General features: G+C 33.1%; 9 protein-coding genes and 2 pseudogenes. 7 read left to right on the forward strand and 4 right to left on the reverse strand.

Annotated elements, in window-relative coordinates; genetic code table 11:
- The first annotated feature begins 42 nt into the window (after nt 1-42).
- From AAGD29_RS06085 to AAGD29_RS06095, 3 genes are all read left to right on the forward strand, one after another.
- Nucleotides 43-954 carry a hypothetical protein gene (locus AAGD29_RS06085; RefSeq protein WP_341757464.1) on the forward strand — a complete coding sequence of 304 codons (912 nt, stop codon included), beginning with the start codon at nt 43-45 and terminating at the stop codon, nt 952-954.
- Nucleotides 955-1,075: 121 nt separating this feature from the next.
- Nucleotides 1,076-1,495 carry a hypothetical protein gene (locus AAGD29_RS06090; protein WP_341757465.1) on the forward strand — a complete coding sequence of 140 codons (420 nt, stop codon included), beginning with the start codon at nt 1,076-1,078 and terminating at the stop codon, nt 1,493-1,495.
- Nucleotides 1,496-1,661: 166 nt separating this feature from the next.
- Nucleotides 1,662-2,276 carry a hypothetical protein gene (locus AAGD29_RS06095; RefSeq protein ID WP_341757466.1) on the forward strand — a complete coding sequence of 205 codons (615 nt, stop codon included), beginning with the start codon at nt 1,662-1,664 and terminating at the stop codon, nt 2,274-2,276.
- A gap of 457 nt (nt 2,277-2,733) precedes the next feature.
- Here AAGD29_RS06095 and AAGD29_RS06100 read toward each other — a convergent pair whose 3' ends face one another.
- Together AAGD29_RS06100 and AAGD29_RS06105 are read right to left on the reverse strand one after the other, a co-directional pair.
- Entirely contained in the window at nt 2,734-3,696 is a 963-nt protein-coding gene (locus AAGD29_RS06100) for an Rpn family recombination-promoting nuclease/putative transposase (RefSeq protein ID WP_341757467.1), read from the reverse strand.
- 13 nt (nt 3,697-3,709) lie between these two features.
- Nucleotides 3,710-4,915: pseudogene (locus AAGD29_RS06105) on the reverse strand (toprim domain-containing protein); the annotation flags it as partial.
- 501 nt (nt 4,916-5,416) lie between these two features.
- Here AAGD29_RS06105 and AAGD29_RS06110 point away from each other — a divergent pair.
- The 4 genes and pseudogenes from AAGD29_RS06110 to AAGD29_RS06125 all read left to right on the forward strand — a co-directional run bounded on the left by AAGD29_RS06110 (nt 5,417) and on the right by AAGD29_RS06125 (nt 10,308).
- Nucleotides 5,417-6,741, forward strand: a pseudogene (locus tag AAGD29_RS06110) (IS110 family transposase).
- 197 nt (nt 6,742-6,938) lie between these two features.
- Nucleotides 6,939-9,461 carry a hypothetical protein gene (locus AAGD29_RS06115; RefSeq protein WP_341757468.1) on the forward strand — a complete coding sequence of 841 codons (2,523 nt, stop codon included), beginning with the start codon at nt 6,939-6,941 and terminating at the stop codon, nt 9,459-9,461.
- A gap of 265 nt (nt 9,462-9,726) precedes the next feature.
- On the forward strand, nt 9,727-10,005 hold the full coding sequence (locus AAGD29_RS06120) for a type II toxin-antitoxin system RelE/ParE family toxin (RefSeq protein ID WP_341757469.1): 279 nt from the start codon (nt 9,727-9,729) through the stop codon (nt 10,003-10,005).
- 12 nt (nt 10,006-10,017) lie between these two features.
- The gene (locus AAGD29_RS06125) at nt 10,018-10,308 is read left to right on the forward strand and encodes a HigA family addiction module antitoxin (protein WP_341757470.1); all 291 of its coding nucleotides are present in this window, start codon (nt 10,018-10,020) and stop codon (nt 10,306-10,308) included.
- Nucleotides 10,309-10,632: 324 nt separating this feature from the next.
- Here the strand turns inward: AAGD29_RS06125 and AAGD29_RS06130 are convergent, their stop codons facing one another.
- Together AAGD29_RS06130 and AAGD29_RS06135 are read right to left on the reverse strand one after the other, a co-directional pair.
- A complete protein-coding gene (locus tag AAGD29_RS06130; RefSeq protein WP_341757471.1) occupies nt 10,633-10,794 on the reverse strand; it encodes a hypothetical protein in 162 nt (53 codons plus the stop codon).
- A complete protein-coding gene (locus AAGD29_RS06135; protein WP_341757472.1) occupies nt 10,791-12,662 on the reverse strand; it encodes an AAA family ATPase in 1,872 nt (623 codons plus the stop codon). The genes AAGD29_RS06130 and AAGD29_RS06135 overlap by 4 nt, the downstream gene beginning before the upstream one ends.
- Nucleotides 12,663-13,467: the final 805 nt, after the last annotated feature.

The following is a 13,467-nucleotide window of genomic DNA, read 5'->3' on the forward strand; positions in this document are numbered from 1 at the left end:
GAGGAGGCAAAAGTAAAAGAATATGTCCTAGAGATACAGGTTGTGAAATTATTTGAGGTAGCAGATGGGAATAATCAGTTTGATAATGATGATCAGGCTACTATCAAGCAAGTATCGAATCTAATCCGAGATGGTAACGACCGCCTGCAGGAACATGGTAAGAAGGGGATATTGCTGCTTGGTAATACCGGAGCTGGCAAGAGTACACTTGCTCATTTGCTTAGTGGCAGGAAGCTGCAGGCAATTATGGATGATGAAACTAACGAGATGGTTATTGATGCAATGCAGCCACTTCCCGATATTATCATTGGTCATAAACTTGCTTCCGAGACTAAGATTCCTAATAAATGTCTTGCTAAAGATGCTAAAAATCTAATCATTTGGGATTGTCCTGGCTTTAATGATACTGATCCTGTTCAGGAAATTGCTAACAGTTTCTATATTACAAGGCTCTTTGAGACTACAGATCAGCTAAAATTTGTATTGGTAATAGCTGAATCAGATTTAAGGAGTAAAAGAGGTAATGATTTCCTTGAAATACTATCTAATTTTATGAAAAGTTTTAAGGATGTTGGCTCTATAGCAGGTAGCATATCTTTAGTAGTTACCCAAGTATCGCAAGACAAGAATATTCAGCATATCAAAAACTCTATAGATAAAATATTAAAAGATAATCAAGGGGCAACAGATGAACACCGAGTACTGATTAATAAGCTCAAAGATTGCTCGATACATCTATTCCATAGACCAAATGCAGAAGGTGAGTTAGCTGTACCTGATTTACTTGCGGAAATAGACATGTCATCTGAATATTCTAACGCTAAAGGTGATATGGTCAACATAGCTATTTCTAAGAAAGCTCAGGAGTATTCATCTCATCTGTTAGATACTGTACTCGATGAAAATCAACAATTGCGTTGTTGTTGTCCAAGACCTGCGGTGCTCACGTACTAATGTACGCTGTGCTCCTCGGCTTGGACACTCCTAGCACTTGTTGATTTTGATCTTCGTCTACCAACTCTTCATTTACGAGCAGTATGCCAGTAATAATTTTAATCAACTATTAGAGGTGATAGTGAAGGCTATTGGTAATGCAACTAAATTCTCAGATGTCAATAATGCATTTTCTAAAAATTATAATCTTGTCGAAGATTGGATTCCATCATCAATTAATTACAACAACCTCCTGCCAAAGCATGATAAAGATGAATATTTTCTAGAACTGGACTTATTATTAAAGTTGCAAAAAGTACTTAGTGATAAAATTGTAAGCATACCAAATGCCATAATGATCTTGCAGCAAGCATTGGAGATTTTTGCTGAATATGCTGGTAATGTTCAACTTCAGCATCAGATACAAGGCTATGGTTATTGTTTACAGCAGCAATATGAATATGTGAAATTCTTTGCTAGTGTTTGTAAAGCTGAATTACCTGATCATACAAAAATTGCAGAGTTAATAACAACCTGCCATGCTAAAGTATACTGCTCGTAAATGAAGAGTTGGTAGACGAAGATCAAAATCAACAAGTGCTAGGAGTGTCCAAGCCGAGGAGCACAGCGTACATTAGTACGTGAGCACCGCAGGTCTTGGACAACAACAACGCAATTGTTGATTTTCATCGAGTATAACAGAAAATCTTGAGTACCAAGTTAGCAGTTTGCCTATTGATGAAGATAAACTTGACCAAGTTTATTATCATAAAGCTATAAAGTATCTAGAGGATTATCCGAACTCTCCTGCCTGCAAGAATCTTAAGGCTATAGCCTATAGTTGCGTAGCTAGTATCGCTGAGCAGAATGGTGAAAATGGGGCATTGGCTTACTATGTAAAAGCTATAGAGGCGAATAGTCATCTACCAAAAATATATGAGAAACTTGGTCAGCTATTTTTTAATAAGGGTGACTATGCTAAGGCGATTGACTGCTATAAAGTAGTTAATAATGAATTTAGGATAAAAGCATGTTTTAAAGCATGGCTAAAACAAGATAAAGAAAATCCAAATATAATGCTAAAGCAGGCTGAGTATTTTGAGTCTATAGGTTTATTTGAGAAAGCTAAAACATATTATCACCACGCATTCAGCCTAAGTCAGGATGATAATTTTAAGGCTGCGGCTTACAAGAAAATTAGTAAGATTATGGATAATGTTGCTGCTCAAGGGCAAAATTTTGCCACTAGAGCAGATGAGCATGATTTTTACAATTATGACCTAGTAAATGAAGAATTTACCAACAATTTACTTGGCGACTTAAAATGTGATTTGTACTGCTAAAAGATTGCAAAGCAGTTTGTTCGAGTCATAAAAACCTTAACCTACAAAGCTTGCATCGTAGTAAAGCATAATAAAATTGATAATTTTATTCAAAATATTATATTGTCGCTCCGTCAAAAGTCTAGAATATAACATCATTTAAATGCAAAATGTGTCATGCGTAGGCAGGAATTATAATACCTTAGGGATTTTCAGGCGTTGTTTTAGATCGCTGCTTTCGCAGGCGGTAATATTCCTATTACTAAACTAACAATGAATTTGCAAACTCATTAACAATGTCAAAAACTATTTTAAGACATTTTTAGGGCGTTTTAATGATTTCATGTAAAAATGCATAAAAAGGAAAAATTGCACTATAACCCCCCTTAAAATGGCTAATTTATATTTATTTTTTATAATCTATTTAGTAATCATAAAAATTTTGTTCAGCTTATCTCAAAATATTACTAAAAATAAATTATTTTTTCTGAGCAAGAGATTGAATAAAAGATTTGCTAAGACCAGTTACAGCAGAAATAAAGGCAAAATCAGAGCCTTGAACTAACATTTTTTTTGCTATTTCAACTCTCTCTTCAGCTTTACCTTCAGCTTTTTTAGCTTCACCGATCTGGATACCTTTAGCTTCACCGATTTGGATACCTTTTTCTATACCCTCATCAATATATTTCTCAGCAATAGTTCTCATAATATTCTCCTCTTCTGTTGCAGTTAAATGACTAGCTATTAGCCTTTCTAGCTCTTGTTGTTTACCTTCTTCTATCTTAGCGTTACTATACCATAAAAACGATTTTATGTAAATATATCCTGTTGCCTTATCTATACTAATATATGGTTTAAAATTTGTTAGCAGTTCATCCCACAACTTCAATATATCTCGCTTCTGTATATTTTTCATCATAAATTCTAACATACCGAAATGTTGCTTCTGCTTTATCTCATCATCAGACATTGCTTGTAAATCTATTAGCTTATAATCCTCACACATTAGTTGTTTTGCAAGTTTAGGATCGCTAAATAACTCAAACAAGTTCTTTGGCACATTAAACTTTCTAGTACCATGATAAAACACCATTGGTATTATCAAAGGTAATTTATCTCTACCTTTTTTATGTCTTTCAGCTAATAGCAACATATATTTCCATAATTTGAGTGCCATCCAATATTTTGGTCTTATCTCCGCCTCAATCAACACATACACAAAGGCTTGTTCATTATCTTTAGTTTTAACAGAATAGACTAAATCACTAAGAGCTCTTTTTAGGTCGTCCTCAACAAATGACTCTTTCTCTATTGTTATTTTGCTTAAATCAACTATTTCCTTAACCTCTTTTGGTAAATAATGTTCCAAAAATTTTTTGGCTGCTATTTGATTGACCATTATCTTTTTAAACAATGCATCATGTTTTAGTTGATTTGACATATTTTTTTTGTTCTTATTTAATAACTCTTATTCCGCGATTTTGCTTTATTTCTGATGCTTGCTTTAGCTCATTACTTATTTCCTTACCTATTATTGATTGTGGGTTGATATATTGCATCACTCGTTTATCTTTGGCTATGGCAGCTAAGTAATCTTCTGCTACTGGATAGCTTTTATCTTTAAAATCATCTATTACTATATCACAAAATTTAACAGCACTAAGATTATAATTAGGATCAAACTTATTTTTCATTATTTGTAAGTCTTTTGTTATTTTCTGCTCAATAGCTTTAGAACAACTATCATTACTATAGCTAATAAAAGACTCTATGCCTTTTTCCTTATATATTTGTAAGGCTGTACTGATATTCTCTTTGGTAGTAAATCTTTCCAATGATTTTATCTGCTGTTGAAACTCCTGCAACACATTATTATTTGTTGATTTTCCAAGTTCTAGTTCTATATATTTGATTTGTGATTGATTATTATCAGCCTTACTATTGTCAATTGGTTTTAATGACTCAGTAAATTTAATTGTTTTTTCGTTTAGTGTTTCATTTGTTGTTAATTTTGCTATTTCAGGTTCTATAAGATTTTTAATAGACTCTGTCCCTTTAGTTTTGAGCATATCGTTAAAATCCCCTATATCTTGCGGCATTATTACCGATACTACTGCCCCTTTATTTGCTAATTGTTCTTTAGCTTTAGTGGCAATATTAACTGATATGGCACTTTGTCCATCATTATCGGCAGCAATAATTATCTTCTCGCCTGTTGTAGGCTGATAATTCTTGATATTATTTATCCCTAAGCTACAGATGATTTTACCTTTAATGCCTGCTTCCTGCAAGCTTAAAGCTGTTTCTACTCCTTCTGCTATAATTGTTATATTATTCCTTAACTTATACTCCTGTTGATTATCTTGTTGAATTTCCACAAAAGAACCACTAATTTTACCAAATGAACGTTTATTAACGGCAATATCAGCTTTAGCACCTGTTTCTTTATTTAAATAGATCGATTGTCCACCAGTGATTCTACCTTCTTGATCTCGTGCAAAGGCAATTAAGGCTGGATAATATTGTTTGCTTCCATTATCCCACATCATGTTAGTTTTAAGATCCCCGCTTAATTGAAAATTTTCTAGTATTATCTCAATGCCACGGTGCTTACCTAAATATTGTCTAGCTACATTATTATTGGTAGAATATAGTACTGAGTAGTATCTGTATCGTAGGGGAGTTATTATATCATAAAAAATCACAATTTGCATCATATTTTGTGATATTTTTACCTCATATTTTCACTAATATAAGTTTAAGTTGTTTTACAATAGCACCAAACAAAATGCTAAGCATTATGTAATAACATAAACAAACTGTTGGTGGTGAGCTATGATAAATAACACCTTCTTTCAAACCAGTTTGTTAGGAGCCCACACTTGATACGCTTCGCGGTCAAGTTTATAATGGAATAAACTGACGCAATACCTTAAAATTAGAACCGGATCTGTACAAGAGTTATGGTCGATAAGCTCAATGGTGTTTTCTGTACCCGATTAGGAGCGTGACTTTGGAGGATGGTGTTTTGTACATTGATGGATCAGACATTGATACCTCGTTTGGAAGAGTATAATTTTTTAAATCCCTCTGACTTGTAGCAGGTTCATGTTAAGATTAATGTGCAACTATACTATAAGGAGGATTTATTATGAACAACGATAATAATACCAATACATTACAAATTATCAATCCTGATTGATATAGGATCAAAATCACATTATGTTTGTGTTCCACAAGATCGGGACAAAGAATATGTAAGAAGATTCGGGAGTTTTACTGATGACTTGCATAAGATTGCTGATTGGCTAAAAAAATGTAGTATTAAAACTATAGCTATGGAGTCAACCGGTGTGTATTGGATACCAGTATTTCAAATACTCGAACAAAGAGGTTTTGAAGTATATCTAGTCAATGCTAAATATGTTAAAAATGTCCCTGGACGCAAAAGTGATGTACAAGACGCCCAATGGCTACAAAAATTACATAGTTGTGGTTTATTACAGTCATCATTCAGACCTGAAGATAGTGTTTGTGTACTAAGAAGTTATATACGTCAAAGAGAGCGTCTGATCAAAAACTCTACAACGCATGTATTTCGTATGCAAAAGGCTTTAACAGAGATGAATATGCAACTACGTAATGTAATTACCGACATCACAGGTACAACAGGTATGGCAATCATCAGAGCGATTATAGGTGGTGAGCGTGATCCAGTAAAATTGGCAAAATTTAGAGATTACCGAATCAAAAGTAGTGAAGAAACTATAGTTAAGTCACTTCAAGGTGATTATCGCAAGGAACATCTCTTTGTGTTGAAGCAGGAGTTTGAATTATACATAGGTTATCTAAAAAAAATTGAAGAGATTGATATTGAAATAGAAGGGCATTATAAAGATTTTGAACCCAAAGGGAATGAAGTAATAAAAGATGACTCAAAAAGAACCGGTAGCAACAGACCTAAATTTAATCTTAAGCAGGAACTCTATAACATGACTGGTCTTGACTTTAGTACAATACCAGGACTTAATGTACTAACTATCCAAATAATTATATCTGAAGTCGGTACAGATATGTCGCAATGGAAGTCAGAAAACCACTTTGCTTCATGGTTGGGTTTAAGCCCTGCTAATAAAATAACTGGTGAAAAAGTCTTTAGTACTAGAACTCGAAAAGTAATCAACAGAGCTTCCACTGCTTTCAGAATTGCAGCTGCCGCAGCAGGTAAAACCAAAACCGCTATTGGATCATTTATGCGTAGAATAAAAATCAGTAAAGGAACTCCAAAAGCTATCACAGCAACTGCCAGGAAAATAGCTTGCTTATTTTATAGGTTGTTGAAATTTGGACAAGTATATGTTGAGCAAGGTATAAGCAATTATAACAAAAATACAAGAACAAATTAGTACAGGCTCTTGAAAAACGTGCAAAAGAATTAGGATTTACTTTAACAGCAGAAAATACTGAAAATCAATATGTTATGTAGCAGTTTGTTGGAAGTGATGCTAAAAAAATCACAACTCTTACTAAAAAATAGTGACAAGTAGTTATTTAGTTGTTTAACAAATTATTATTATTTAATCTTAGATGGATTGATATGGCTATTGTTAAAAACAATTAACAGTACTTTATTGATAACTACTAAGTACTTATCACTTTTGACCTAAATAAAAGAGAGGAAAAATGCCATTAAAACAAGCTATTATACAACAAATAAGAAATAACTCTATTACTACCCTTTACCTTAACGGTGAACATATAGGAGAGGCAGGAGCGAAAAGTCTAGCAGAAGCCTTAAAGGATAATAAATCTATTACTACTCTTGACCTTCGAAATAACCAAATAGGAGATGCAGGAGCTAAAGGTCTAGCAGAAGCCCTAAAGATTAATCAATCTATTACTACTCTTCACCTTCATTATAACCAGATAGCAGATGCAGGAGCTAAAGGTCTAGCAGAAGGCTTAAAGATTAATCCCTATATTACTACTCTTTCCCTTCATAATAACCAAATAGGAGATGTTGTAGCAAAGGAGATAGAAACAGAATTACAGATTAATAGAGATCCTACTAAAAAAGCTGCTAAGATACTAAAACAGCAACAACAAGCAGAGGCAGATGAAAAAGCCAGACAAGAAGCTGACAGACTTGAGCAAGAGGCAAAGCTTAGAGAGCAAGAGGAAGCTAAGGCAATAGAAGAAACAGCTAAATTAAAAGCCATAGAGGAGGCAAAAGTAAAAGAATATGTTCCAGAGATAGCTGTTGTGAAATTATTTCAGGTAGCAGATGGGGATAATCAGTTTGATAATGATGATCAGGCTACTATCAAGCAAGTATCAAATCTAATCCGAGATGGTAACGACCGCCTGCAGGAATATGGTAAGAAGGGGATATTGCTGCTTGGTAATACCGGAGCTGGTAAGAGTACACTCGCTCATGTGTTTAGTGGTAGGAAGTTGCAGGCGATTTTTGATGATGAAACTGATGAACTGGTTATTGACGCGATGGAGCTACTTGATGATATTGTCATTGGTCATAAATTGGCTTCCGAGACTAAGATTCCTAATAAATGTTTTGCTAAAGATAAAGACCTAATCATTTGGGATTGCCCTGGCTTTAATGACACTGATCCTGTTCAAGAAATTGCTAACAGCTTTTATATTAAAAGGCTCTTTGAAACTACAGAGCAGCTAAAATTTGTGTTGGTGATAACTGAATCAGATTTAAGGAGTAAGAGAGGCAATGACTTCCTTGAAACACTATCTAATTTTATAAAAAGTTTTAATGATATTGGAACTATAGAGGGTAGCATATCTTTAGTAGTTACCCAAGTGTCAAAAGACAAGAATATTCAGCATATCAGAAAATCTATAGAGAAAATATTAACAGATAATCAAAGGGCAACAGAGGAGCATAAGGCACTGATTAATAAGCTCAAAGATGATGGTTCAATACATCTATTCTATAAACCAACTGACGAAGGTGAGTTAGTTGTACCTGATTTACTTGCGGCAATAGACACGTCATCCAAATATTCTGACGCTAAAGGTGATATGGTCAATATAACTATTTCTAATAAAGCTATGGAGTGTTCATCTCATCTGTTAAATACTGCCAGTAATAATTTTAATCAACTATTAGAGGTGATAGTTAAGGCTATTGGTAATGCAACTAAGTGTTCAAATGTCAATCCACTCAATGCATTTTCCGAAAATTATCATCTTGTTAAAGATTGGATACCATCATCAATTAATTACAACAACCTCTTGCCAAAGCATGACAAAGATGAATATTTTTCAGAGCTGGACTTATTATTAAAGTTGCAAAAAGTACTTAACTGTGAGCAAATAGTAAGCATACCAAATGCCATAATGATCTTGCAGAAAGCATTGGAGATTTTTGCTGAATATGCTGAACTTGGTAATGTTCAACTTCAGCATCAGATACAAGGCTATGGTTATTGTTTACAGCAGCAATATGAATATGTGAAATTCTTTGCCAGTGTCTGTGGAGTTAAGTTACCTGATCATGCCAAAATTGCAGAGTTAATAACGGCTTGCCATGCTAAAGTAACAGAAAATCTTGAGTACCAAGTTAGTAGTTTGCCTATTGATGAAGATAAACTTGACCAAGTTTATCTTCATCAAGCTATAAAGTATCTAGAGGATTATCAGGACTCTCCTGCCTGCAAGAATCTTAAGGCTATAGCCTATAGTTGCTTAGCTAGTATCGCTGAGCAGAATGGTGAACATGAGGCATTGGCTTACTATGTAAAAGCTATAGAGGCGAATAGTCATCTACCAAAAATATATGAAAAACTTGGTCAGCTATTTTTTAACAAAGGTGAATATGCTAAAGCAATTGACTGCTATAAAGTAGTTAATAATGAATTTAGGATAAAAGCATGTTTTAAAGCATGGCTAAAACAAGATAAAGAAAATCCATATATAATGCTAAAATATGCTGAGTATTCCGAGTCTGTAGGTTTGTTTGAGCAAGCCAAAAAATATTGGCTCAACGCATTCAGCCTAAGTCAGGATAATAATTTTAAGGCTGCAGCTTTAGAGAAAATTAAGATTATGGATAATGTTACTGCTCAAAGGCAAGATTTTGCTACTAGAGTACAGCAAGAGCCTGATTTTTGCAATTATGAGCTGGTAACTGAAGAATTTACCAACAATTTACTTGGTGAATTAGTTTTAAAATAATTTGTACTGCTAAAAGATTGCAAAGCAGTTTGCTGTAAGTATACGTTTTACCAAGCCCGTTGGGTTTTTTAATTAATATCTGTTAAATTGAAACTATAAAATTCAATTAGTAACTACTTTGTTTGTTCGTCTAAGTTGTAAATTTAGTTTTATTTGTAGTTGAACCACCTTGCTTTTTATTCATATTATAGTTTAGGCTAGATAATTAGCTTGATAACTATAACGTTATATGTTACAATCGTCATAAGGTAATATTATTTATGATATGATCAAAACTTTCAGCCATAAAGGTCTAAACAGTTTCTTTAATAATGGCGATACTACAAAAATACAAAGTGATCATATAAAAAAACTCAGGCTGTTACTAGCTGACTTAAATGCTGTAACTAAGGTAGAAAACATAAATTTACCAAGACTCGGATTATACAAGCTGCAAGGTAATATGAAAGACTTTTGGTCAGTTAAAATTAATGGTAACTGGCGTCCGATATTTCGTTTTAGTAATGGAGATGCCTATGACGTTGATTATTTGGATTATCATTAAAACGAGGTATATATGTTCAATCCCCCACACCCAGGTAGTATATTAAAAGAATTATATTTAGAACCTTTAAATTTAACTGTCACTGAGGCATCTCTATCGCTTGGAGTTACCCGTAAAACTTTATCATTTTTAATCAATGAAAAATCTAGCATTAGTTCTTCTATGGCTATTCGTTTATCTACAGCATTTCCAAACACAAGCCCTGAATACTGGCTTAATCTTCAGCAACAGTATGATATCTGGAATGCCAAAAAAAATATTGATGTTTCCCATGTTAAAATATTACTTCATATGTCTGCTTAAATTAGATTTATAACTTTTTTGTAAATTGTAATTAACTACTTATTACTTAAAATTACATAGAACTCTTTTTAGAAGTTATAGTATAAATGAGCTAACATAACTAGTAATTTAATCAAATGTTTAATCAGGGTAATTTAAAAGTCACAATCTGAGGTTGCAGAATCAAGTATAATGTTAAAAAGCATGCAATAATGTAGATTATTTTCATTGGTGATGATAAGGAATCATCCTATTAGCGTATATTGACTTTTTCGATAATGGTAATTGATGGGCAGAGCAATGATCATTCTCGATATCGCAAACTACAAAGATTTTTTTCTAGGGTTAATTTTTGTTATACTGCATTGGCTGCAAATATACCCTAATTTTAGCTGTAGCAATTAATTTAAAATTATGCCATTTTGGCTGTTCAAATGAATCACTTAACAAAATCCTTTTGTCCAAAGTCCAATATATTAAAAATATTAAACTAATTTCATTATTCATGTTTTTGTATTTATATTATGTTTAAAGAATACATCAATCTGATATTGCAGTGCCACTTCTTTGCCGCAAAAAGCTATGGCAATTTTGATGATTTTCTGAACATGTGAGTATTCTTTTATTTTAGCCTCATATTGTTTTTTCACTATTTGTTCTAGTCCTGTTTTTGCAACAGATACTAGAATATCAGGAGATTTGCATATTTTATATTCAATGATAATAGCATTGTTCTGCTTTCCAATTTTAGGTAGCAACATAATATCAGCTCTACCAGTACCTGTTTCTCTTTCGCTTTCTATGATATAATCAGGTGTTAGCATGTTAATTAAACCGAGCATGAAACCACTATAAAATAGCTCAGCTTTTTTCTCGCCAGTTTGATGAAAACTAGTAGCATTTAGTAATAATTCTTGTAGTCTTTCTTTAAATTCTTCTATTTTGCAAACAGGTAGCAAGCTGACAAAAGAATAATATCTAGAACTATCGATTTTTAATTGATCAGTCACCCATTGCAATACTCTTGCTTCATAAATGTATTTTACCTCTTCATTAGGTATCGATAATTCATAAATATTTCTTTCTGGTGCTATAGCAGTTGGGTTTAGATAACCACTAAATAACAACAAACTAAACAGTCCTATTGGTTTATCGATATCAGCAAAAGTAATTTTTTTGGTAATAACGGAGGTAATACTTTTCCCGGCAGTTAAGTTTTGTAAATCCTCTTGCATCTCATCTGATAACAATACTTTATCAACAAGACCTGTCCCACCACTATCTAGCCAATAGTGGTCAAGCTTGCCTTTATGAGCTAAACATTGCATAATTGACCATGGGTTATAAATTACCTCACCACCGAAATTATAACCATTATACCAGCCTTTAATTTGATCTGGATCAGTTTCAGTTGGGACGACGGTTAATAACTCATCAACTTCTGCCTGAGTAAAGCCATAGAACTTAGAAAATTCTTCATCAAGTAATGTATATTCAGTAACATTATTTAAATCCGAAAATAAATTAGCTTTAGCAACCCGTAATATACCAGTTATTACACCTTTCTCTAAGCAAGGATTACTTTTTAGGCTACTACCCAACATACCACGCAACAGCTCAAGTACCTGTTCAAACTCTTCTGACTTGTTACCAAACTTAAGGTAAGAACTATTAATAGGTGTATCATACTCATCGATCAATATATACACTTTTTGATTAAAATGCTTAAAGAGTAATTCGCTTAAAAAACGTAAACTACTTTTTATGTCATCTTTATCAAGGTTTCCTGTAAAATACTTCTTAAGTTCTTGTTTCTGAATGTCCTTCAGTATTCCTGTATTTTCTCTTATGTAATGTTCTAAATATTGATGTTGCAAAAATAGACTTATAATCTGTCGTTTTATGCCGTTTTCAATTTCCTGATAACTACCACCTTTAACATCTTTAAGATTGAGCAAGATCACAGGAAATTGACCTTGACGTTTCATGCTACTCACATCACTCGCAATTTTCAAAGGTTTTAATTCTTTAGTTTCGTCAAAACCTAAATCTATTATACCACCAGTAAATAGCTTGTTATTTACCTTCTGCTCTAGTGGTAAAGCTTTACCTCTCTCATCTACCTCTATTTCAAAAAATTTCCAAAGCATGTCCATATTCAAACTCTTACCCCACCGTCTTGGTCTAGTAATGAGTATAACATCTCCACTATCTTCTAATAACTCTTTGACCATTAGACTTTTATCAACAAATACGTCACTATTTAACAATAACGTTTTAAAGTCATCAGTACCTGTTCTCATTCTTGGTGGCGTATTATTTTCCATATAAATATCTTGATTGGTTGTATTCTGATCATAAGGTTCAATAGTCATATTATTTGATTATATTTGAAAATAAATTATTTAATTACAGAAATTGTACCATAAATAAGCTATCAGCACTAGCAATTATCTTTTTGATCCCTTAACCTAGTGATCTGAGTTTATTCTTATTAAAAAACTGTCCCTGATAAGCATCTAAAGTTCCTAGTGTATAGATGCTTCGCTTAAACATCTTTTATGATATTTCAACTATAACATCACTTACAATTCATTATAAATAATACCATCAAGTAAAGGTAATTTAACCGGTACGTCACATACGAAGATTGTGCCTTTACCCTCGATACTTCTAACAACATACGCCATGCAAATCTTCTATAAACTGTTTGACAAACACTAGACCCAACCCCCTATTTTTTGTTCTAGATTCAAGTTTAGTTAGTTCTTCATAAATATATCAATGTTGGCATTCTTGGTATATCAGACATCAAGCAAAACTTTAATAAACCTGAACAATTTGGTATTCCAAAATAAATATATATAATCACCTATTTTTTCATTGGCAAATTTGTTTTGGTAGTCATAAAATTAATCCTTATTTTTGTTGTAGAGAATAGACACTGAGGTTAGAGACGAAATTTGAAGTTTGTGTTCTAACTTCAGTGTTTGAGTGTGCCAAGAATCAATAACTTCATCGTAGTAAGTTATTGAATGCTTAGTAATAGATGGTGGTAGGTCCACCGAGATCGGCTAGCACGAGCAGATCTCAAACGACCCCACGGTGCTGTTTCTTTCAAGGAGATGGTGTTGAGCGGATGGGGAAAAGGCGATGTAGATCGTCACGTATGATTCAAGG

This window comes from Candidatus Tisiphia endosymbiont of Ditula angustiorana (genome assembly GCF_964026425.1).
In the GTDB taxonomy this organism is placed as follows: Bacteria; Pseudomonadota; Alphaproteobacteria; order Rickettsiales; family Rickettsiaceae; genus Tisiphia.